Source organism: Sphingomonas sp., assembly GCF_965200135.1.
GTDB lineage: Bacteria > Pseudomonadota > Alphaproteobacteria > Sphingomonadales > Sphingomonadaceae > Sphingomonas.
This window is the reverse complement of the sequence record NZ_CBDATK010000006.1, coordinates 456,963-477,501: the sequence shown is the minus strand read 5'-3', so window position 1 is coordinate 477,501 and position 20,539 is coordinate 456,963. Positions and strand designations below refer to the sequence as shown.

22 protein-coding genes and 1 tRNA gene are annotated in these 20,539 nt (G+C 66.2%); 15 read left to right on the top strand and 8 right to left on the bottom strand.

Going from position 1 to position 20,539, the window contains the following annotated elements:
• Positions 1-236 precede the first annotated feature (236 nt).
• From ACOFKS_RS07085 to ACOFKS_RS07075, 3 genes are read left to right on the top strand one after another with little or no spacing between them, the layout of a single operon-like run.
• Complete coding sequence (locus ACOFKS_RS07085) at positions 237-1,520, top strand: EAL domain-containing protein (protein ID WP_419808534.1); 1,284 nt, start codon at positions 237-239, stop codon at positions 1,518-1,520.
• 35 nt (positions 1,521-1,555) lie between these two features.
• Complete coding sequence (locus ACOFKS_RS07080; RefSeq protein ID WP_419808533.1) at positions 1,556-3,958, top strand: ATP-binding protein; 2,403 nt, start codon at positions 1,556-1,558, stop codon at positions 3,956-3,958.
• 44 nt (positions 3,959-4,002) lie between these two features.
• Positions 4,003-4,392: a response regulator gene (locus tag ACOFKS_RS07075; protein ID WP_419808532.1), complete on the top strand. Its 390-nt coding sequence runs from the start codon at positions 4,003-4,005 to the stop codon at positions 4,390-4,392.
• On the opposite strand, the gene ACOFKS_RS07070 is transcribed toward ACOFKS_RS07075, so the two are convergent.
• Positions 4,389-5,222, bottom strand: coding sequence for a methyltransferase domain-containing protein (locus tag ACOFKS_RS07070; RefSeq protein ID WP_419808531.1), 834 nt, complete (start codon positions 5,220-5,222; stop codon positions 4,389-4,391). The two genes, ACOFKS_RS07075 and ACOFKS_RS07070, sit on opposite strands and share 4 nt — an antisense overlap.
• Before the next feature lie 41 nt (positions 5,223-5,263).
• On the opposite strand from ACOFKS_RS07070, the gene ACOFKS_RS07065 reads away from it, so the two are divergent.
• The 5 genes from ACOFKS_RS07065 (at position 5,264) to ACOFKS_RS07045 (ending at position 8,764) form a co-directional block, all read left to right on the top strand.
• Positions 5,264-5,995 carry a double zinc ribbon domain-containing protein gene (locus ACOFKS_RS07065; protein WP_419808530.1) on the top strand — a complete coding sequence of 244 codons (732 nt, stop codon included), beginning with the start codon at positions 5,264-5,266 and terminating at the stop codon, positions 5,993-5,995.
• Between the two features lie 31 nt (positions 5,996-6,026).
• Complete coding sequence (gene grxC / locus ACOFKS_RS07060) at positions 6,027-6,284, top strand: glutaredoxin 3 (RefSeq protein ID WP_419808529.1); 258 nt, start codon at positions 6,027-6,029, stop codon at positions 6,282-6,284.
• Positions 6,281-7,099, top strand: a complete 819-nt coding sequence (locus ACOFKS_RS07055; RefSeq protein ID WP_419808528.1) for a carbon-nitrogen hydrolase family protein — start codon at positions 6,281-6,283, stop codon at positions 7,097-7,099. The genes grxC and ACOFKS_RS07055 overlap by 4 nt, the downstream gene beginning before the upstream one ends.
• A complete protein-coding gene (locus ACOFKS_RS07050; protein ID WP_419808527.1) occupies positions 7,096-7,518 on the top strand; it encodes a DUF1178 family protein in 423 nt (140 codons plus the stop codon). The genes ACOFKS_RS07055 and ACOFKS_RS07050 overlap by 4 nt, the downstream gene beginning before the upstream one ends.
• A 592-nt stretch (positions 7,519-8,110) precedes the next feature.
• Entirely contained in the window at positions 8,111-8,764 is a 654-nt protein-coding gene (locus ACOFKS_RS07045; protein WP_419808526.1) for a hypothetical protein, read from the top strand.
• On the opposite strand, the gene ACOFKS_RS07040 is transcribed toward ACOFKS_RS07045, so the two are convergent.
• Positions 8,745-9,865, bottom strand: a protein-coding gene (locus ACOFKS_RS07040; RefSeq protein ID WP_419807427.1) for an IS3 family transposase whose coding sequence is annotated in 2 segments (ribosomal slippage) — positions 8,745-9,616 and positions 9,616-9,865 — 1,122 coding nt in all. Because the reading frame shifts where the segments join, the coding sequence is not laid out codon by codon here. The genes ACOFKS_RS07045 and ACOFKS_RS07040 overlap by 20 nt on opposite strands.
• Before the next feature lie 146 nt (positions 9,866-10,011).
• Here ACOFKS_RS07040 and ACOFKS_RS07035 point away from each other — a divergent pair.
• The 4 genes from ACOFKS_RS07035 to ACOFKS_RS07020 all read left to right on the top strand — a co-directional run bounded on the left by ACOFKS_RS07035 (position 10,012) and on the right by ACOFKS_RS07020 (position 11,427).
• Positions 10,012-10,302 carry a hypothetical protein gene (locus ACOFKS_RS07035; protein ID WP_419808525.1) on the top strand — a complete coding sequence of 97 codons (291 nt, stop codon included), beginning with the start codon at positions 10,012-10,014 and terminating at the stop codon, positions 10,300-10,302.
• A gap of 45 nt (positions 10,303-10,347) precedes the next feature.
• Positions 10,348-10,503, top strand: a complete 156-nt coding sequence (locus ACOFKS_RS07030) for a hypothetical protein (protein ID WP_419808524.1) — start codon at positions 10,348-10,350, stop codon at positions 10,501-10,503.
• Positions 10,500-10,694: a hypothetical protein gene (locus ACOFKS_RS07025; RefSeq protein ID WP_419808523.1), complete on the top strand. Its 195-nt coding sequence runs from the start codon at positions 10,500-10,502 to the stop codon at positions 10,692-10,694. The genes ACOFKS_RS07030 and ACOFKS_RS07025 overlap by 4 nt, the downstream gene beginning before the upstream one ends.
• Before the next feature lie 415 nt (positions 10,695-11,109).
• On the top strand, positions 11,110-11,427 hold the full coding sequence (locus tag ACOFKS_RS07020) for a hypothetical protein (RefSeq protein ID WP_419808522.1): 318 nt from the start codon (positions 11,110-11,112) through the stop codon (positions 11,425-11,427).
• A 1,221-nt stretch (positions 11,428-12,648) separates the two neighbouring features.
• Here the strand turns inward: ACOFKS_RS07020 and ACOFKS_RS07015 are convergent.
• The 4 genes from ACOFKS_RS07015 to ACOFKS_RS07000 all read right to left on the bottom strand — a co-directional run bounded on the left by ACOFKS_RS07015 (position 12,649) and on the right by ACOFKS_RS07000 (position 16,456).
• Positions 12,649-12,725, bottom strand: a tRNA-Arg gene (locus ACOFKS_RS07015).
• Positions 12,726-12,812: 87 nt separating this feature from the next.
• Complete coding sequence (locus tag ACOFKS_RS07010; protein WP_419808521.1) at positions 12,813-13,115, bottom strand: SWIB/MDM2 domain-containing protein; 303 nt, start codon at positions 13,113-13,115, stop codon at positions 12,813-12,815.
• Between the two features lie 47 nt (positions 13,116-13,162).
• On the bottom strand, positions 13,163-13,366 hold the full coding sequence (locus tag ACOFKS_RS07005; protein ID WP_419808520.1) for a DUF2945 domain-containing protein: 204 nt from the start codon (positions 13,364-13,366) through the stop codon (positions 13,163-13,165).
• 132 nt (positions 13,367-13,498) lie between these two features.
• Positions 13,499-16,456, bottom strand: coding sequence for a TonB-dependent receptor (locus ACOFKS_RS07000; protein WP_419808519.1), 2,958 nt, complete (start codon positions 16,454-16,456; stop codon positions 13,499-13,501).
• A gap of 219 nt (positions 16,457-16,675) precedes the next feature.
• Between ACOFKS_RS07000 and folE the strand changes: the two genes are divergently transcribed.
• From folE to ACOFKS_RS06985, 3 genes are read left to right on the top strand one after another with little or no spacing between them, the layout of a single operon-like run.
• Positions 16,676-17,269, top strand: coding sequence for a GTP cyclohydrolase I FolE (gene folE, locus ACOFKS_RS06995; RefSeq protein WP_419808518.1), 594 nt, complete (start codon positions 16,676-16,678; stop codon positions 17,267-17,269).
• Positions 17,266-18,012 carry an SDR family NAD(P)-dependent oxidoreductase gene (locus ACOFKS_RS06990; protein WP_419808517.1) on the top strand — a complete coding sequence of 249 codons (747 nt, stop codon included), beginning with the start codon at positions 17,266-17,268 and terminating at the stop codon, positions 18,010-18,012. The genes folE and ACOFKS_RS06990 overlap by 4 nt, the downstream gene beginning before the upstream one ends.
• On the top strand, positions 18,005-18,355 hold the full coding sequence (locus tag ACOFKS_RS06985) for a dihydroneopterin aldolase (protein WP_419808516.1): 351 nt from the start codon (positions 18,005-18,007) through the stop codon (positions 18,353-18,355). Before ACOFKS_RS06990 ends, ACOFKS_RS06985 begins: the two co-directional genes overlap by 8 nt.
• A gap of 6 nt (positions 18,356-18,361) precedes the next feature.
• Here ACOFKS_RS06985 and ACOFKS_RS06980 read toward each other — a convergent pair whose 3' ends face one another.
• Both ACOFKS_RS06980 and leuA read right to left on the bottom strand, forming a co-directional pair.
• A complete protein-coding gene (locus ACOFKS_RS06980) occupies positions 18,362-18,760 on the bottom strand; it encodes a hypothetical protein (protein ID WP_419808515.1) in 399 nt (132 codons plus the stop codon).
• A 50-nt stretch (positions 18,761-18,810) separates the two neighbouring features.
• Entirely contained in the window at positions 18,811-20,466 is a 1,656-nt protein-coding gene (leuA, locus tag ACOFKS_RS06975) for a 2-isopropylmalate synthase (RefSeq protein ID WP_419808514.1), read from the bottom strand.
• Positions 20,467-20,539: the final 73 nt, after the last annotated feature.

The following is a 20,539-nucleotide window of genomic DNA, read 5'->3' as shown; positions in this document are numbered from 1 at the left end:
TTCTTGTCAAATCAGATATATGATGGTCGGACCGTGCCCGAAGCTACCAGGGCTTGGCGCTGTCGCCCTGCAGCAGAGCGAGAAGAAACTTCAACATCGCTATTCTCCCGTTGAGCACCCCTGTCGAGATGCGGAGCGGCATTAACAGATGGTTAGGGTTACCGCAACGTTGCGGCGGCGATACGAACGCGCATCCTTAAAGTTATCTTCAAGATCCGGTCTTAGGCGCAACAGCCATGAGCGTCGACGCCGGACCCTCTTTGTTGGAACCAACCGCCCCCGTGACGCCGGGCGCGGAGTTCCGTCATCTATTGCTCGTCGAGGCCGCGAACTTCGCCGCGGTGCGCCGCGCGATCGGCGTGCCGCGCGCGGATCTTCTGATGCTCGACGTCGCGGAACGGCTCGCGGACCTGCTGCCCGATGCCTGTATCGCCACGGCCGGGCGCAATCTGGTGGAGTTGAGTTTCGCGTGCGGCCTGGCCGGTGCGCTGGACACCGCGATCGCTACGATCCACCGCGGTTTTGGCCAGCCCATGATGCTCGACGGCGAGCCGCACATGGTGACGCTTATCGTTGGTGGCGCCTGCGTGCCGGCGATAGCCGCGGATGACGTGCGACTGATCGAGCAGGCCGAACGCGCCCTCGCCGACGCGCGTCTCGCGCAGGCACCGGCAGCCGCCGCACCGGTCGCGGCGGATGACGCGCAGATCGGGCGCGAGTTGCAGGCCGCCGTCGCGCGCGACGAATTGTTCGTCCAATATCAACCCAAACTCCACGTCCGCCAGCAGAAGATCGCCGGAGTCGAAGCCCTGGTGCGATGGCACCATCCCCGCCGGGGCCTGGTCCTGCCCAACGACTTCATTCCTCAGGCGGAACGCACCGGCGACATTGCCGCCATGACGCTATGGACGTTGCGCCGGGTAATTGCCGACCAGAAGACGCTGATCCGGAATGGATATGACCTGCCCGTCTACGTCAACATGGCCGGGGTGCTGCTGTCGGACGACGCCTTCGTTACCCAAGTGATTGATCTGGTTCGAGACGGCGGGGCTCGCCTGGGAATGGAGATCACCGAGACTTCGGTCATCAAGGATCCGCAAGGCGCGATCCGACACCTGCAGCGGCTAGCCGACATCGGCGTGGCGATTACCATCGACGATTATGGTGCCGGGCTGTCCAGCTTGGCGTACTTGAAGCAACTGCCGGCGACCGAGCTGAAAATCGACAAGCTGTTCGTGACCAAGCTGACCAGCTCGCATCGCGATCCCTTGATCGTCAGGTCGACGATCGACCTGGCGCACGCGTTGGAGATGGAGGTCGTCGCGGAGGGCGTCGAAACGGCCGCGAGTCTCGCGCTGCTCACGGTTATGGGATGTGATCTCGTCCAGGGTTTTCTCATCAGCCGGCCATTGGCGTTAGAGGCGCTGCTCGCGTTTCTTCGCGATGACAGCCATCTCGCGCTCGCCATAGCCCCGCCCTCCCCGTTCGAGCGGCTGGCGGCGGTGCGGGCGCGGAACTGATCGCGGTGCGCCGATCCGGTCTCTTCTGCGCGATCTTGTGGACGCTGAACCTTGGCGTCTCATCGGCAAACGCCGCGCCGACCGTCCAGGCTCGTTTTGACGCGACCGTCGCCGATGCCCGCGCGGCGATGCTCTCCGATCCCCACAACGTCGAGCGCATTGCCACGGCGGGCGAAACGATCGCTGCGCAGTTTCCACGCGCCCGTGATCAAGCGAAGGCGCGTGCGACGGCTTATTGGCTGCGAGGGGAAGCTCGCTACAGATTGGATGATTCAGTGGGCGCAAGTCCGCTGATCGCCACGGCGTTACGGCTGGTGCGCGCAAGCTCACCGGGGTCGAAGCTGGAAGGGGACATCCTTTTGACCAGCGGCAGCGTCCACGGCGAACGTGCGGAAGTCGCGGCGGCGTTGGCCGACCTGCAGCAGGCTCATACTATCTTCGTCCGGGTCGGCGATGCCCGGAGCCAGGCGATCTCCCTTGTCTGCTTGTCGACGCTGTACAAGGACGCAAAAGATTACGGCTCGGCGTTACGCTATCTTCGCGAGGCGCTGGACGCGTACCAGGCCGATCCGAAGCTGGCATGGTCGATCCAGAACAATCGGGGGGTGATTCTACAGCGCGCCGGTCGCTATAAAGAGGCCGATGTCGCGTTCGCGGCGGCGGCCAGGCTAAGTTCGCAGATCAGGAGCCCTCAGTTCGAGGAAATGCTGCTGCGGAACCGCGCGCGTAACAACCTCTTGCTCGGCCGGCTCGCGGTCGCTGACGACCAGATCCGCAGCGCGCGCCGGCTCTCGGCGCGAGCCGGCGGCGACGACAGCATCCTGTGGGCGGTCGCGGCTCAGGCGGCCCTACAGCACGGCAGGGCCGACGACGCGGCCGAGCTGATCGACCGGGCATTCGTTGACGTCGATCTTGCGACCACGACGCCGATCATGCGCGAGGCACATAAGACGGCCTATGACGTGTTCAGCGCGCTGCACCAGAACGCTAAGGCGCTGGCACATCTGACGGCGCTGAAGCGGCTGGACGACGAGTCGACCAAGCTGGCGACGGAAACCAGCAGCGCGCTCATGTCCGCGCGTTTCGACTCGGCTAATCAGGAGACGAAGATCGCGCGGTTGCGCGATGCCGAACGCCTGCGCGTCGCGGACGACGCCTTGCAACGGGCGCGAGCCGAGCGAACGCTGTTGTTGCTCGGCGGCGGGGCCGGGCTAGTCATCATGGCGCTGCTCGCCGCCGGTATCGTCGTGCTGCGCCGCAGCCGCGATCAGGTTCGCAGCGTCAACGCCGATCTCGCCGTCACCAACGGTGCGCTCGGCAAGGCGCTGGCCGCCAAGACCGAGTTCTTGGCGACCACCAGCCACGAGATCCGCACGCCGCTGAACGGTATCCTCGGGATGACCCAGGTGATGCTGGCCGACACCGGCCTGAACGCCGCGACCCGCGACCGGCTGACGGTGGTGCATGGTGCCGGTGTGACGATGCGCGCGCTGGTCGACGACATTCTGGACGTCGCCAAGATGGAGACCGGTAATTTGGGTCTCGAGTGCGCGCCGTTCGACCTGACGGCGACGCTGCGCGACGTGACGGTGTTGTGGACGGAACAGGCCCGCGCCAAGGGGCTGGCGTTTACGGTCGATCTCGACCGTTGCCCTCGTCATGTCGAAGGCGATGTAGCGCGTGTTCGGCAGGTGCTGTTCAATCTCCTCTCCAACGCGCTCAAATTCACTGCCCAGGGGTCGATCGCTGTGGTCGCCGAAGGGATCGACGGCGGCGTGCGGATCAAGGTCGTCGACACCGGCATCGGGATCGATCCGTCGCAGCACGCGACGGTGTTCGAGTCGTTCCGGCAGGCCGATACCAGCACGACGCGGCGGTTCGGCGGCACCGGCCTTGGCCTGTCGATCTGCCGCAATCTGATCGAGGCGATGGGCGGTGAGGTGTCGCTGGCCAGTGTTCCAGGGCAGGGTTCGACCTTTACCGTTACCCTGCCGCTGCGCGAAGCCGCCGTTCAGCCGCCCGTCGACGCCGCGTCGACCGCCGCTACTCTCCTGATCGTCGACCGCAATCCGATCGCGCGTGCGATGTTCCGGACGTTGTTCACGCCACATTGGGGGAACGTCGCCTTTGCCGGAACGATCGCCGAAGTAGCGGCAGTCTTGGGAGCGAACGAGGTGACTCAGGTCCTGATCGACGACGCTACCGCGCGTGCCAGCGGCGATGCACCGGGCTTCATCGGGGCGATCGTTGCGACGACGGGCAGCGTCCCGATCTCGCTGCTCTGGCCGGTTGCGACGACGCCCGAACGCGATGCGCTGCTCGCGCTCGGTGTCGATCGCGTCATAGTCAAACCGATCGCCGGTGCCGCGCTCGTCAAGGTGATGTACCCGCCTCATACAGTTTATTCGCCCGACCGGCTTGTGTCCCAGGCAGCATAAGTAGATAAACGCAGTGCAATGTTTCGCCTGACTCCCTTCGGCCGATGAACGTCCTCTTCATTGAGGACGACCCGATGAACCGCCGCGTCGTCCGCGACATGCTCGACGTGGCGGGCGCGGCGATGGCGGAGGCGGAGGACGGGCCGACCGGCCTCGCGATGATCGATGCCGACGACTATGCGGTCGTCTTGCTCGATCTCAGGATGCCCGGCATGGATGGACTTGAGGTGCTGGCGCAGGTTCGCAGCCGCGACGACGCGAAGGCGCGGGTGCCGGTGATCGTCGTTACCGCCGACACCGCCCCGGATCTCCGCACTCGCTGTCTGGCGGCGGGTGCCGACGAGGTCTTGTTCAAGCCGGTCGCGATGGACGCGCTGTTCGACGCGATGGGTCGAATTTTGGCACGCGACGAGGACGGCGGCGTGATCGCCTAGCCGTCCGGGCGCAACGCGGCGGCGAGCGACGCGGTGGCGCTGCCCCGCCTCGCCGGCTTGGGCTGCGACGCATCGGGTGCCCAGCCGGTGAGGTAGATCACATTGAATCGCTCTGCGATGCGCCCGTCGGGGTCGGCGGCGGCGGCGAACGCCCGTGCGGCCGCACCCAGCGTGGCGCGCGTTATCGGCGTGCGCGCGGCGAGCAGGTTGCCCGCCGCGATACCGCGCAGGTCGTCGATCAGCCGCCCCATGCTGCCGTAGCGCACCGGCAGCGGCTCAACGTCGGCGACCGGTAGCGCAAAGCCCGCGCGGACCAGCAGGTCGCCGGCCGCGCGCACGTCGACCTGCGGGTGAAAACGCGCGGCCGGTTGCGCCGACTCCGCCGAGCGCCACGCCGCCCGCATGGTCGACAGCGACCCGGCACCGACGAACGCGCCGAGGAACAGGCCATCGGGGCGAAGCACGCGGCGGATCAGCGTCAGCGCGCCGGGCAGGTCGTCGACCTGATCGAGCACGCCTGCGCTCACCACCAGGTCGAAACTTGCATCGGCGAAGGGCAGCCGGTCCTCGTCGCCCTGCACCCCGCCGGCAGCGAGCGCGAAACGAAAACCGGGATCGACGCGCGCGATTCGGGCGTCGGGCAGCGCGAACGCACCGTCGAAACAGCCGAGGTCCAGCACCTCGCCGAACGCGCGTCGCACCGCGTCCAGCCGCTCGAGGATGCCGTCGAGCATCGCCGCACGCAAGAAATCGTGTTCCGCATAACCAGCCTGCGCCCGGTCCCGCCGCTGCCGCCGGGCGGCGCGGTCGAAGATGGCGGGCGCGGTCACGCGGGCCTTGTGCGGCGTGGGCGGGCGCGTGACAAGCGGGGGTGCGACACGCCCTTCGTCACCTGCTCGACTACGCGCTCCCGCCCCGCTGCGGCGGCTGTGCGGTGCCGGTCGAGGCGCAGGGGCGGTTCTGTGCCGCCTGTTGGGGCAGCCTGCACTTCATCGGCCCGCCCTGGTGCATGGGGTGCAACACGCCGTTCGACGTCGCGGCCGTAGCGGGCCTACGCTGCGAGAATTGCCTGACCCGACCGCCGCGGCACGACGGCGTACGCGCGGCGGTGGCTTATGGCGGTGTAGCGCGGCGGCTCGCGCTCAAGCTGAAATATGGCGGCCGCATGGGGGCGGCGACGACGATGGCGGCGCTGATGCGGCGACACTTGCCCGCCGGGGCCGATCTGCTGGTCCCGGTGCCGCTGCACCGCCGACGCTTGTGGCAGCGCGGGTATAAGCAGGCCGGGCTGATCGCGGCGGCATTGGCGGGCGACGGCCTGCCTTTTGCCACCGACGCGCTGATCCGAACGCGCGCGACGCCGGTGCTGCGCGGCATGAACGGCCGCATACGGCGAGAGGTGGTGCGCGGCGCTTTCGCGGTGACGCCCGCCGGGCAGGCACGGGTGGCGGGCGCGCGCATCGTGCTGGTCGACGACATCCATACCAGCGGCGCCACCACCACCGCCTGCGCCGACGCGTTGCTCGACGCGGGCGCGGCGGGGGTGACCGTGCTGTGCTGGGCGCGCGTGCTGCGTGAGGATGGCGGCACCGCAAGCGATTGACTTTGCGAGGTCGTCACCTCACTTCATCGCCATGGCGAAGGTCGAGATCTATACCAAGGCATTCTGTCCCTATTGCACCCGCGCGATGCGGCTGCTGGCCGACAAGGGCGTGACTCCGACCGAATATGACATCACCTTCGGCGGCGCACAGCGGCAGGAGATGATCGGTCGTGCGAGCGGGCGTACCACGGTGCCGCAGGTTTTCATCGGCGATCGCCATATCGGCGGGTCCGACGACCTGGCCGCGCTCGACCGCCAGGGAGGCCTCGACCCGCTGCTTGCCGCATGAAGGCGGCCCTGCTCCAGATGACGAGCGGCATCGACCCGGCCGTCAACGGGCAGACGCTGGCGGACGCGATCGGACGCGCGGCGGGGGAGGGGGCGGCGATGCTGTTCACGCCCGAGATGAGCGGCTTGATCGATCGCGATCGCGCGCGCGCGGCGACCTCGATCGTCGCGGAGGGTGACGACCGTGTGCTCGCGACGGTGCGCGAGGCGGCGGCACGGGCGGGCCTTTGGGTGCATCTAGGATCGCTGGCGGTGCGGTGTGATGACCGCCTCGCCAATCGCAGCTTCGTGATCGATGCGACCGGTGCCATCCGGGTGCGCTACGACAAGCTGCATCTGTTCGACGTCGATCTGCCGACGGGTGAGAGTTGGCGCGAGTCCGCCGCCTATGCCCCGGGCAAGACGGCGGCGGTGGTCGATACCCCGGTCGGGCGGCTCGGGCTGTCGATCTGCTATGACCTGCGCTTTCCCGACCTCTACCGAGCGTTGAGCTATGCCGGTGCGACGGTGCTGGCGGTGCCCGCCGCCTTCACCCGTCCGACCGGCGCGGCGCACTGGCACGTGCTGCTCCGCGCCCGCGCGATCGAGGCGGGCTGCTTCGTAATCGCGGCGGCGCAGACCGGCGAACACGCGGACGGGCGCGCGACCTACGGCCATTCGCTGGCGATCGACCCGTGGGGCGAGGTGCTGGTCGACATGGGTGAGACGACGGGCCTCGCCTTCGTCGATCTCGATCCCGCGCGCCTCGTCGATGTCCGCGCGCGCATACCCGTGCTGAAGCACCGGCGGCCGATCCCGCCGGTTGCAACCGCATGATCGTCTTCGACCTCCGCTGCGGCACCGGCCATGTCTTCGAGGCATGGTTCGCGAGCGGCGCGGCCTATGACGAACAACGCGCGGCCAAACAGGTCGCTTGCCCCTTGTGCGGGGACAGCGCCATCGAGAAAGCGGCAATGGCGCCCGCTGTCCCGACCAAGGGCAACGCCGGCCCGCCGCCTGCCGCGGTGAAGGCGTTCATGGCGAAGCTCGCCGCCGAACAGGCAAAGGCGCTGGAGAAGTCGACCTGGGTCGGCGCGGCCTTCCCCGACCGTGCCCGCGCAATGCATGCCGGCGAGGAGGCGCACGCCACCATCCACGGCCAGGCGACGCGCGCTCAGGCGAAGGCGCTGGCCGATGAAGGCGTACCGGTCGCCGCGCTACCGCTGCCCGTGGTCCCGCCCGAGGCAAAGAATTAGGGCCTTGGTCATTCGGCCGCTCGCTCGCCGTGCCGGCCATGGTGACGATGTCTTACCTGATCGCCCACCTCGGGTGGCGATGGTGACCCCGGCGCGATTCGAACGCGCGGCCCTCGGATTAGGAATCTTGTGGTGTCCATGATGGCAGCGGAGGGGCGAACGAAAACTGCCAGTGTTCCGGCCGCGTTCACTGCCCGCCGTTTCCTTGATGTTCCCGGCACTGCCCGCTGTCGTGCTTGCTAGGTGTTTACCGGCAGGTGGGCGACATGGCGGCGGGCAGGGTGACGAAACGTACGGTGGATGGGCTGGCCGCAGGCGCGTCCGATGGCTTCCTGTGGGATGACGAGTTGCGCGAGTTCGGGGTCAAGATTACACCGCCGGGCCGGCGATCGCATGTCTATCAGTTTCGGATGGGTGGCCGCGGGTCTCCGACTCGCCGATGGACCATTGGCCCGCATGGTAGCTCGTGGACGCCCGCTACCGTGCGGACCGAGGCTGAGCGCCTTGCCTTGCTAGTGGGGCAGGAATCGATCCTGTCGACGCAGAGAACGTAAGGAGACGCTAGGTCGAGACGCTGGGGTTCGACGCCTACGTGAAGACGTTCACCGAAGGATACATCAAGACCGATTGGGGCAGCACCTGGCTGCAGGCGAAGCGTCAACTGGAGCTGCATACCATACCCACGTTGAAGGGACGTTCTCTCCGGGTCGTCGCCAAGCACGAGATTACGTCCGTGCTGGACAAGTTGCGCGATCGGCCGGCTCTGCAACGTCAGGTGCATGCGGTGTTACGCCGGCTGTTTCGCTGGGCAGTGAAACGGGGCGACATCCCCTCGTCGCCGATGGCCGAGATGGACGTGCCTGCTGGCGTCAAGGCGCGAAAGCGGGTGCTCTTTCGCAATGAGCTACTGGCACTGTGGCGCGCAGCATACGAGATCGGCGGGTCATTCGGCGGCTTCGTCCACATGCTGGTTGCGACGCTCCAGCGCCGCACGGAAGTCGCTGGATTCGCGTGGCCGGAATTGAGCCGTAACGGACAGCTGTGGCGCTTGCCGGGAGAGCAGGCGAAGAATGGGGCAGGGCACTTGGTGCCGATGAATTCGCTTGCGGCCGCCGAAGCAGATGGGGCTGGTTGGAAGCGTAAAGGGCTGCTGTTCACGACGACCGGCACCACTCCGTTCGGTGGCTTTTCGCGAATGAAGAAGCGGCTTGACCTGCTCCCCGTTTTCAGGCCGCTGATAACTTAGCTTCAGTGTCCATATGCCCCTGGCGGGGGCAGTTGGTGAACTCGGCGGGTGCCAACCCGCCAAGGCTGCTGTGCGGACGCACGGTGTTGTAGTCCGTCCGCCATGCCTCGATGATCCGTCTTGCCGCGGCCAGCGATGGGAACAGGTGCTCGTTCAGGCACTCGTCGCGCAAGCGACCATTAAAGCTTTCGACGAAGCCGTTCTGCTGCGGCTTGCCCGGCGCGATGTAATGCCAGTCGACCCCGGTATCCTGGCACCAGGCAAGAACGGCGTGACTGGTCAGCTCGGTGCCATTGTCGCTGACCACCATGCACGGCAGCCCGCGACGTTCGGCGATAGCGCTCAGCTCACGAACGACCCGCCGACCGGACAGCGACGTATCGACGATGCAGGCCAGGCATTCCCGGCTGTAATCGTCGATGACGTTGAGCAAGCGGAACCGCCGGCCGCAGGCCAATGCATCCGATACGAAGTCGAGCGACCAGCGCTGGTTGGGCTCCTGCGGGATTGCCATCGGCGCCCGCGTGCCCAGCGCGCGCTTGCGCCCGCCACGCTTGCGTATCGTCAGCCGCTCCTCGCGATACAGCCGATACACCTTCTTCAGGTTCATGCCCTTGCCCTCACGCTGCAGCAGGATCGCCAGCCGCCGGTAGCCGAACCGACGACGCTCGTTCGCGATCTCACGCATCCGCTCGCGGACAGCATCGTCCTTCCCGCGAAGCGGCTCATATTGCCATGCCGACCGATTGACCCCGATCAGCCTGCAGGCGCGACGCTCGGAGAAGCCGTGATCGGCCATCAGCTTCTCCACCGCAGCATAGCGCTCTGCAGACCGGGTCAGTTTTTTCCCAGCAGATCCTTAAGCGCCGACACGTCCAGCATCGACTCCGCCAGCAGCTTCTTCAGGCGTCGGTTCTCATCCTCGAGCGCCCGCAACCGCGCCGCGTCGGACACCGTCAGCCCGCCGTACTTCGACTTCCAATTGTAGAACGTCGCATCGCTGATCCCGTGCTTGCGGCACAGGTCCGCCGTCTTCACGCCAGCCTCGTGCTCGCGCAGCACGCCAATGATCTGATCCTCGGTAAATCGGCTTCGCCGCATCGCTCGTCTCCATCTGACGAGCTAACTTACCAATGGCATGATTTCCGGGGAGCAGGTCACTGCGGGACCAATTCCTCCGTTCCCGGTGCCCGGCGGTTTCGATCGCGGGGGCCTGATTGCTGGAGTGGTTTGGCAGGAGGCGCGTCATGGCCGATGCGCGCACGATCTGCATCACCATCCCCAGCATCTCCGGCGAAACATGGGTCTTCATCGAGCCGGCGCTGTCCGAGCTCGCCTTCCTTCGCCAGTTCACCTCCGCGCGTGCGGCTGCCGAATATGCGCAGGGTCTCACCACGACGACCGGCCGGCCTATCGAAGACGCCGGCCGCGGCGACCCGCTGCCTTTGCTCTACGGTCCATTCGATGCTGAGCAGGCCCGCATCAACGGGCTGCTCTGGCTGATGACCACCATCGTCCACGATGGAGCGCTCGACTAGGACGATCCGTCCTTCTGGGCCGATGCCGCACATCAGCAGGCCGACGTGATCTTCGACGCCGGCAGTGTCCTGTCCAACGAAGACTTGGCGGTGATGCTCGCTTCAGGCGGCGGAATGCTGCGCCTGGCCGGCGAACGCATGTCGCTAGCCAGCGTCGACGACGTGCTTGCCACCGTCATGGTGGTCGGGGATAAGTCGTGAGGCCGACCGCCGGAGATCTATTCGCCAGCCTACGGCTACCGAGCCACCTCGGCGCGCTGCAGCTGCTCGTCGATCGCTGCCCAACGGCAGAGGACAAGAAGGCGCTGATTGTCACCGCGGGTTCCTGCGAGGCGATCGGCCGTGACGAGGGCTTCGTTATAGTGACCGCCAACATGCTGGAGAATGCGTGATGGGCGCGATTATCAATCAGATGCCCGATCGCTTCTCCTGCTTCGGCAGGTTGAGGGCTCCTAATGGTACGTGGTCGCCGCGATGTGTGGGACACGCGGTGGCTGTTGCGAGTGGTAGAGCGGCGGGCAGAGGTTCGGCGCGCCGGGATCATGTAGCCGAGGGGCAGGGCTGGGCACGTTGCTGTAGTAGCGTGAGGCCTAAGCCCCACCCGCGCGTTCACCCCCGAAGCACCAGCCACAGCCCCGCGATGGTCCGAAGAGGACCTGACCGCCCTCCACACCCGCGTTGAAGCGGGCGAACCGCTGGCGTGGATCGCTAGGACGGGCGAAAATGGCAGCAAGGGCACAACTTCACTTGCTGAGACGCAATGCTCGCCCTTGACGCCGTGAGAACAGATGGCTCCAAGCAAGCGCGATGAAGAAGCTTGCTCTCCTGATGATCCTCGCGCTCACAGGTCCCGCGTTCGCGCAGACCAGAACCGTGCGCCAGACCGCTACCACTTACGGCGCCAGGCTGAACGCCGATGCCGAGCCGGCAGCGTTGAACCAGAACCGGCTCAACAGTCGGCTGGATACGCGTGTGAACAACCGTCTCAGCCTGCGAATTGAGCGCTTCCGAGTGGCTACGACCCAGGGGCTCGCGCAAGCCTACGCGGCACCGACCGACGATGGTTCTCGTCGTGCGCCACCGACGCCGGTTCCCGTGCCGCAGGATGACGAACCCGGCAGATAGCGCCTTGCCTCCGCGCGAACAAAAGCGGAATATACCTCAGGCACGAATCGCTCGATCTCTCCTCCTTCGCCTCCCGCCTTATCCAGGAACAAGGTTCGGCCTCGGCCGCACGATCGGAGCGCATCCGGCTATTGGGTATCGACGCGCCCGAATTACCTAGCCACTGCCTGCTCGGCCGCACCTGTGCGCCCGGCTCCCGAATGCGTCCACTGCGTCGCTAGACCCAGCCGTCTCAGCACGTATGACGATCAATCAAGCGGGCGAAGACGCCTACAACCGGACGTTTGCAATGGTGGCGGGACGCCGGGGTGTTCTGTCCTGCTGGCAATTGAGACAGCATCAGGCGATCTATAAGCCGGCTTGGGATAATTGGCGACTCGTCGCGCGCACCTGTCCTCGAGCGGTGCGCTAAGCTGTTCCGCAGCTATGGACAGCGCCGATAAATGTTCAGTCAGCGGCAGGGTCGGCAATCGCCTTTCCATCATCGACCAAGCGGAATGACGCTTTCCCGTTGAACTGGTTCTTCTGCTCGTCGTAACCAGTCCGACTTAACTTGATGGCTGTTGGACTGACCAGCTTACCCGCGGCACGTTGGCGCTCACCTCGAAATTGCTGAAGGTGGTCGCTGTGATCGAATAGCGCTCCTCGCGCCCTTCGCATCGATCGGTAATAATCTCGTCTCATGATCCTCTAAAGTTTTCGGCACCGTGCTCACATAACCTTGGAAATGCCGACGCGGGAGCAGATGTCGGGCCCGAAGTGACCGCAGGCACAGGTATTGCAACTAGGGTGGCCGGAACCGCAATCTGTCGTGCCGGAGCGGGGGAAGAAGGCGTCTGTTCGGGCCGATCCACTGACGCTCTGCCGAGCATGAAGGCGAATCCGACCGTTGCAGCTCAAGCTACACCCGCGAGCAACAGTGCAATTCTGGAAAGGCTCCGCACGATGGGCAAGCCGGTGAGGTGTCGTCCCTCGAGACCGGCGACTCGCAGCCTAGCGACAGGTCTGGGCTGGGTGAAGTGTGTCAGATCGTTACGCAAACAACCCACCTAGCGCATCCGATCCTCTCCGATATTGCATTAGCGCAGCCTAGCCGATCTCGTGCTTGACGAACCGCCTCTACCGGAACTGACTTGGCGCTTCGTGCTTACCGGGTGATTGTTGAGCGGTAAAAGCTACGCGCTTTGAACCCCCATCCGCAGTAAAACAACGGGAAACCGATGGTGACCCCGGCGCGATTCGAACGCGCGGCCCTCAGATTAGGAATCTGATGCTCTATCCGGCTGAGCTACGGGGTCGCCGGCCGCCGCTCTAGGCGCCGCGAAAGGGACCGGTCAACCGCCGGGGCATCGCTGCCGCTCCTGCGGTCGACCGGCCGATCCGGCTCAGGCCTTTACGTGGGCGGAGATGTGCTTGTTCATCTCGAACATCGAGCACTTGTCCTTGCCAAAGACCTTCTTCAACTTGTCATCGGCGAGAATCTCGCGCTTGTTCTCCGGGTTCTGGAGGTTGTGCTCCTTGATGTATTCCCAGACCTTGCTGATCACCTGGCTGCGCGCCAGCTTGTCGTTGCCGACGATCGCGCCGAGCTCGGGCGATGGCTGGACGGGGGCGTGGATGCCGGTGCCGCTGTTGGTCTGCTTCGTGGCGGCCTTCTTGGCGCCGGCTTCCTGCTTTGCAGTGGCCATGAGGTTCTCCTGTTAAGCCCCGGACCGCTTGCCGCGCGAACCGGGAATCACGCCTTCTTGAGCGCAGCCGCCTTGTGCGCCGCTTCGCCGCCCTTGTCACTCTTCACGATGTACTGCGGATCGTCGGATGATGCGCGGACCTGATGATCCTTGATCTTGGTGTCACTGGTCACCTTCCGCTGTACCTTGCCGTGCGCGGTGCCGCCGTGCGATTTCCAAGTGACCTCGTCGCCCTTCTTTGGGTCGTCCATCGTCGTTCTCCTGCGGTGAGGCAGGGTCAGCGCGCACCGACGAAAAAGGCTCCCGATGACCGGGAGCCTTGGTAATCCAGGTTGCGCGCCTTCCGACCTGCCCCTGCGCACGCAAGGGCAGGCGGGTCGGTGTCAGAAACGGAAGCCGGCGGCGACGCCGTAGCGGCGCGGTTCCAGCGTGAATGCGTTGGTGAACAGGCCAGACGACTGGTCGGTGACGTATAGACCCGTGATGGCATCGTTGCTGGTCAGGTTCTGGACGAAGGCGCGAACGAAGAAGCGCTGGTCGGGCGCGTTCAGCTGGATCTGCGCGTTGACGACCTCAAATCCCTGAATGCGGTTGACGTTGCGGTTGAAGATGCTGCCGAAATACTCGGCCGTATAAGCAAGGTCGGCTCGCGGAACCAGATTCCAGTCGCCAAGATCGATCGTGTACTGGACGCCCGCGGAGAACTTGTACCGCGGCGACTGCGGCAGCTCGTTGCCCCGGATGTTGGTCTGGACGCCTTCCTGCAGCACCGTGACACCCGCCGCCGGATTGGCCGACGCCGCAGTCAGCGCCGAACACAGGCTGAATGCACCGGTGGTGTTGGTGCTGGGGATGGCGACCGGCGCGCGCAGGCCGAGTGCGGCGTTGACCGCGGTGACGAAACCGTTCGACTGCGCCGCGACGCGCGCGTTTGACACGACCGCGCAATTGTTGCCGAACTGCAGGTCCTTGATGATGACCGCATCCGCGCGCCCGCCCGACGGATCCTGCGGATTGGCGAGCAGCTTGTCGTTCTTCACCTCCGTGTGGAGATAGCTGAAGTTCAGGTTGACCAGCATCGCGCGGGTCGGCGCGACGATCGCCTCGACTTCGGCACCATAGACGCTGGCGTCGACGTTGTCGTTGACGGAGGTCCGCGCGACGATGCGGCTGAGCTGGAGCTGCTTGTACTGATAGTAGAAGCCGGTGACGTTCAGCCGCAAGGTCCCGTTGAGGAACGTGTTCTTCGAGCCGATCTCGAACGCATTGACCGTCTCCGGCCCGAACAGCGGCGCGACCGCGAATACCGGGGTCAGCGGCGGGTTGACACCGCCCGATTTGTAGCCGCGCGAGTACGAGGCGTAGAGCAGGTTACGCGGCGTGATCTGCCAGTCCAGCACCGCACGGCCGGTGCCGCGCGAGAAGCTGACGTCGTTGATCGCGCGCGACTGGATGCCCGTCCGCGACGGATCGGCATCGTAGGTGAACGCCGGCGAGTTGTAGACGTTGGTGGTGCCGAAGGGCACGATCGCGCCGGTCAGCAGCGACGTGACCGCTTCGATATGCTTCTCGTCGTGATTGTACCGGCCGCCCAGCGTCAGCTTCAGGTTGCTCGCGAGGTTGGCATAGACCTCGCCGAAGATGCCGTACGACTTCAGCCGGTAGTTCTCGGACAGGTTACGATAGAACGGGGTCGCCGAATAGCCGGCACCGCCACCGAACAGCGCCGACGCATAGTCGAGGTTGAACGAGTTCACGTAGTAGCTGTTCTCGTCGACGTTGGAGCGCAGATAGCCGCCGCCGATCAGGAAGTTGAACGCGCCGTCGAACTTGCTGCTCAGGATCGCCTCACCATGATATTGGTTGCCCGAGCCGGTCGACCGATCGAAATCGAGGCTGCGTGGAGCGCAGATCGCATGGCCGCCATAGACGCCGGTGCCGGTCTCTTCGGCCAGCGACTGGCACGGCATTCCGGTGCCCTGTGCCAACAGCGCATTGCGCGCGGCCAGGAAGCCCGGTCCGAGCGCGCCCGAGCCGGCAAGGGCGTTGAAGGCATTGAGGCCCGGATTGGCGGCGAGCGAGTTCTCGATCGCCAGGTTGTAGTCGACGGTCGAATCCGTCTTGCCTTCGGTATAGCCGCCGTCGAGCTTCAGCGACAGCTGGCCGATGTCTTGCGTGATGTTGAACAGCACCTGCTTCTCGTCCGTGCGGAAGCGGGGCAGCGAGTCGATGTTGACGGTGCGCGCGTCCGTCGGGTTGACGAAGTTGGAATAGGTGTCCGGCCCATAGACGCTGCCCAGTGCGAACGCGGGACCGGCGGCCGCGAGCGGCGTGCCGGCGAACGCGATCCGCAGGAACTCGACGCTGGTCAGCGTGGCGGCGAAGCTGGCGTTGCCGTTCAGCGTCTCGCCAGAGACGAGCCGGTCGGGAAGGCAGCCCAGCACGCCGGTCGGATCGCGATGGCACAGCTGCTTCTGGATGCGCGAGCGGTCGTCGTCCTCGCGGAAGTAGTGGCCGACGATGTCGATCGTCGTGCTCGACGTCGGCTGCCACCGGACCGAGGCGCGGACGTCGAACTGGTTGCGCCCGTCGATGTCGCTGTCGGTGAACACGTTGTGGGTGAAGCCGTCGCGCCGCAGGTAGTAACCAGCCAGGCGGATGCCCAGCGTGTCGGTCAGCGGCAAGTTGAACATGCCCTTCACGCGCACGCTGTTGTAATTGCCGTACTCGACATCGCCCGACGCGTGGACGCCCGACAGGTCGGCCTTGGCGGTGATGAAGTTGATGACGCCGCCGGTCGCGTTGCGGCCGAACAGCGTGCCCTGCGGCCCGCGCAGCACCTCGACGCGCTCCAGATCGAAATATTCATTCTGGAATATCGGCGAGTTGAGGATCGGCACGTCGTTGACGTGGACGGCGGTCGCCGCGTCGCAGGTGACGCCGACGCACAGATCGCCGATGCCGCGGATGTTGAACGAGGCCGACGAGGTGAAGTTGCCCTTGGTGAAGGTGATGTTGGGCAGCGTCAGCTGGAGGTCGCTGGTGGTGTTGATCTGCTGCGCCTGCAACGCCTGCGCGTTGAAGGCGGTAACGGCGATCGGCACGTTCTGCAGCACCTCCGCCTGGCGTTGCGCGGTGACGACGATGTCCTGAATGCCGCCGCTGTTCTGTCCCGCGTCGGCGGCGGGTGCCTGCGAGGCAGCGGGGGCGACCGCAGGGGTCGAGCCGCCGCCCTCCTGCGCCTGGGTCGATTGACCCGCGGGCGCCGACGCATCCTGTGCCCAGGCGGTGGCAGGAATAAAGGCGATTGCGGTCGCAGCGAGCAGCTGGAATTTCGTCATGGGCTTCCTCTCCTGAGCTCGCCGATCGAACGTCGGCATACCTCGCATGTGAAAAGCGGGTATGGTGAGGTAGCGCCGCGTGATTTCCGCCGTCAATCGCCTTTTCGCCCATTTGCCTCTGGGCAAAGTGTCACGGGCGCGCGATGTTGCCGGAATGAGACAGTTGCAGATTCGAACCTTTGTCATGGAACGCGGTTGCCGTAGCGGCAGGGGGCAAAAGTGAGCGACCTTGTCGTTGCGGACTCCGAAGGTGGTGTACCTGACGCGGTAGCGAACGCTGTCCGGACGTTGATAGAGTGGGCGGGCGACGATCCGATGCGTGAGGGTCTGGCGGACACGCCGCGCCGAGTCGCGAAGGCATGGAAGGAATATTGCGCGGGCTATGCCGGGGACCCGGCAGTCCATCTGGATCGCGTGTTCGAGGAGGTCGGCGGCTATGACGAGATCGTGCTGCTGAAGGACATTCCGTTCCAGTCGCATTGCGAGCACCACATGGCGCCGATCATCGGCCGCGCGCACATCGCCTATCTGCCGCGCGACCATGTCGTCGGCATATCGAAGCTCGCGCGCGTGCTGCACGGCTTCGCGCGGCGGTTGCAGGTGCAGGAGCGGCTGACGGCGCAGGTCGCCGACTGCATCTGGAACAACCTGAAACCGCTGGGCGTCGCGGTGGTGATCGAGGCGACGCACGCCTGCATGACCGCGCGCGGGGTGCGGACGCCGGGCGTCGAGATGAAGACCAGCCGGATGATGGGCGTGTTCCGCGACGACGAGCGATCGCGGCGAGAGGTGCTGGCGTTGATGGGGCTGTGATCCGCACCGTTCTGGTCACCGGCGGCGCCAAGCGGCTGGGCGGGGCGATCGCGCGGCGGCTGGCGGCGGACGGTCACCGCGTCGTGATCCACTATGGTCGCTCGGGCGACGACGCGGCGGCACTGGCGGCGGCGATCGGCGCGGTCGGCACGGTGGGCGGCGATCTGGCCGCGACCGACGCGATCGGCGATCTGTGGACGCGCGCCTGTGCCGTCGCGGGTGGGGCGATCGACGGGCTGGTCAACTCCGCGTCGCAATTCGCGTTCGACCGTCCCGACGCGGTCGACGTCGCGCTGGCGGCGCGGCTCCAGGCGGTGAACTGTACCGCGCCGGTGCTGCTCGCCGGGTGCCTAGCCAGGCAGGGCAGGGGCGGCGTGGTCGTCAACCTGCTCGACCAGAAACTCGCCAATCCCAACCCCGACTTCTTCTCCTACACGCTGTCCAAGGCGGCACTGGCGGAGGCGACGGTGCTGATGGCGCAGGCGTTCGCGCCGGCGGTGCGGGTCAACGCGGTTGCGCCGGGCCTGACGCTGGCGAGCGGGGACCAATCTGCGGCGGCGTTCGACCGCGTGGCGCGCGCCAACCTGCTGGAGCGGCCGGTCGGGGCGGCGGCGGTGGCGGACGGCGTCGCTTATCTGATCGGCGCGGAGAGCGTGACCGGGCAGACGCTGTTCGTCGATTGCGGCCAGCGGTTCGTGAAGCGGGACGGAGACGTGATGTTCGAGGGGAGCGCCGGTGGCTGACTACACGATCCACCTCGACGATCTCGACATCGCGATGAGGCTCGGCATCCACCCGCACGAGGCCGCACCGCAACGGGTGCGCCTGTCGGTGGCGATGATCGTCGGGTACGCCGCCGCACCGTCGGCGGACCGGATCGACGAGGTGCTCGACTATGATTTCGTGCGCGAGGGTATCCATGCGCTCGCGACGGGCGAAGGGTTCGCGTTGCAGGAGACGTTGGTCGACGCGGTCGCCGCGCTGTGCCTGCGCGACCCCCGCGTGCGTGAGGTCAGGGTGCGGTCGACCAAGCTGGACGTCTATCCGGATGCGTCCGTCGGCTGTGAAGTGGTGCGGCGGCGCTGAGATCGTTCACGCGGCTTGCGCGCTAGCCGGCAGGTCGTCCTGAACTTCCAGCAGCCAGGCGGTGGCTTCGTCGGGATCGGCAAAGACCCGCATGTTCTCGCGTCGGATGCGCTGCAGCTGGAACCCCAGCAATGCCGAATCGGTGACGAACGCGACGCGGCGCGCCCATAGCCGCGTCATTCCGGTGTCCGTGAAGTAGCGGCCGTAGCGGTCCAGCACGTCCTTCTGCACGACCTTCAGACCACGATAATCATAGAGCGTGACGTGCCGCCCGGCGAGCGTGCCGAGCGAACGGATCGCGGCGTGCAGCTCGGCGGCGGAGGCTTCGAGCAGGGGCATCGTGAAGAAGCCGGACGCGGTCATGCGGATCATGGCGCGGGTGCGGTCGACGGAAACGCTGTACATGGCAGGGACCTAGCGCCGGCGGGTTAAGGCCGGCTTTCCGCGAAGGACGATCAGGCGCGATTCGCCGCGCTAAGCGCCGCGCGGACGCTGGCGGTGGCGACGTCGGGGTCGATGCCGACCCCCCAGATCGTCCTGCCGCTGGCGGTGCGGCATTCGAGATAGGTCGCGGCCTGCGCGTCGGCCCCGTGACCGATGGCGTGCTCGCTATAGTCGACCACGTCGAGCGCGACGCCCGCCTCCGCCAGCGCCGCGACGACGCCGGAGATCAGGCCGTTACCGCGACCCGAGATCGAGCGCTCCGCGCCATCGACGGCGACGCGGCCGACGAACAGCCGGTCGCCCGACGCGCCGGTCTCCTGATAGTCGCGCAGCGCGAAGCGATCTCCGGGGCGGGGCAAGTAGGTTGCCTCGAACCGGGCCCAGATGTCGGCCGCGTTCAGCTCGCGGCTGGTCTCGTCGGCGAGCGCCTGGACGTGGGTGCTGAAATCGGCCTGGAGGCGTTTGGGCAGCCGCAGCCCCTTGTCCTGCTCGATCACCCAGGCGACACCGCCCTTGCCCGACTGCGAGTTGACGCGGATCACCGCCTCGTAGCTGCGGCCGAGATCGGCCGGGTCGATCGGCAGATAGGGCACCTCCCATAGCTGGTCGTTGCGCGCCGCCTGCGCGGACAATCCCTTCTTGATCGCGTCCTGATGCGAGCCGCTGAACGCGGTGAAGACCAGGTCGCCGGCATAGGGGGTGCGCGGATGGACCGGGATCTGCGTGCAATAATTGACCGTCTGCACCACCGCGTCGATGTCCGACAGGTCGAGTGCCGGATCTACCCCTTGCGTGTACATGTTGAGCGCCACCGTCACGAGGTCGCAATTGCCGGTGCGCTCGCCGTTGCCGAGCAGGCAGCCTTCGACCCGGTCGGCACCGGCCATCAGCCCCAGCTCCGCCGCCGCGACCCCGGTGCCGCGATCATTGTGGGTGTGGAGCGACAGGACGCACGCATCCCGGCGGGAGACGTGGCGGCCGAACCATTCGATCTGGTCGGCATAGACGTTGGGGGTCGCGCACTCGACGGTGGCGGGCAGGTTGAAGATGATCGGCCGGTCGGGCGTCGGCTGGAGCACCGCCATCACCGCCTCGCAGCACTCCAGCGAGAAGTCGAGTTCGGCGGTGGAGAAGGTCTCCGGCGAATATTCGAACTGCCAGTCGGTATTCGGCTGCTTCGCCGCTTCGTCGCGGACGACCTTGGCGGCGTCGACCGCGATCCGCTTGATCTCGGCCCGGTCCATGCCGAACACGATGCGGCGCCAAGCGGGACTGACGGCGTTGTAGAAGTGGAGGATCGCCGACTTCGCGCCCTTCAGGCTGGCGAAGCTGGTCTCGATCAGGTCGCGGCGCGACTGCGTCAGTACCTGGATCGCGACGTCGTCGGGGACGCGGTCGCCGGCGATCAGCCCGGCGATGAAGTCGAAGTCGGTCGCCCCGGCGGCGGGGAAGCCGACCTCGATCTCCTTCAGCCCGACGCGGACCAGCAGGTCGAAGAATCGGCCCTTCTTCTCCGCGTCCATCGGGTCGATCAGCGCCTGATTACCGTCGCGCAGGTCGGTGGAAAGCCAGCGCGGTGGCGTGGTGATGGTGCGCGACGGCCATTGCCGGTCAGGCAGGTCGATCGGCGGGAAGGGGCGGTATTTGACGGACGGATCGCGCAGCATGGCTCGGCACTCTCGTGAGGAGGGAGGTCGGGTCAGCCCTTAGGCGCGTGGGCAGGTGTGACGGAGGCCGCGC

Coding starts and splice junctions, on each gene's coding strand:
- ACOFKS_RS07035 (WP_419808525.1), top strand. CDS start 10,012: ATGGCCGATGCGCGCACGATCTGCATCACCATCCCCAGCATCTCCGGC.
- ACOFKS_RS07055 (WP_419808528.1), top strand. CDS start 6,281: ATGAAGGCGGCCCTGCTCCAGATGACGAGCGGCATCGACCCGGCCGTC.
- ACOFKS_RS07020 (WP_419808522.1), top strand. CDS start 11,110: ATGAAGAAGCTTGCTCTCCTGATGATCCTCGCGCTCACAGGTCCCGCG.
- ACOFKS_RS07000 (WP_419808519.1), bottom strand. CDS start 16,456: ATGACGAAATTCCAGCTGCTCGCTGCGACCGCAATCGCCTTTATTCCT.
- grxC (WP_419808529.1), top strand. CDS start 6,027: ATGGCGAAGGTCGAGATCTATACCAAGGCATTCTGTCCCTATTGCACC.
- ACOFKS_RS07010 (WP_419808521.1), bottom strand. CDS start 13,115: ATGGCCACTGCAAAGCAGGAAGCCGGCGCCAAGAAGGCCGCCACGAAG.
- ACOFKS_RS07075 (WP_419808532.1), top strand. CDS start 4,003: ATGAACGTCCTCTTCATTGAGGACGACCCGATGAACCGCCGCGTCGTC.
- ACOFKS_RS07050 (WP_419808527.1), top strand. CDS start 7,096: ATGATCGTCTTCGACCTCCGCTGCGGCACCGGCCATGTCTTCGAGGCA.
- ACOFKS_RS06980 (WP_419808515.1), bottom strand. CDS start 18,760: ATGTACAGCGTTTCCGTCGACCGCACCCGCGCCATGATCCGCATGACC.
- leuA (WP_419808514.1), bottom strand. CDS start 20,466: ATGCTGCGCGATCCGTCCGTCAAATACCGCCCCTTCCCGCCGATCGAC.
- ACOFKS_RS07085 (WP_419808534.1), top strand. CDS start 237: ATGAGCGTCGACGCCGGACCCTCTTTGTTGGAACCAACCGCCCCCGTG.
- ACOFKS_RS07005 (WP_419808520.1), bottom strand. CDS start 13,366: ATGGACGACCCAAAGAAGGGCGACGAGGTCACTTGGAAATCGCACGGC.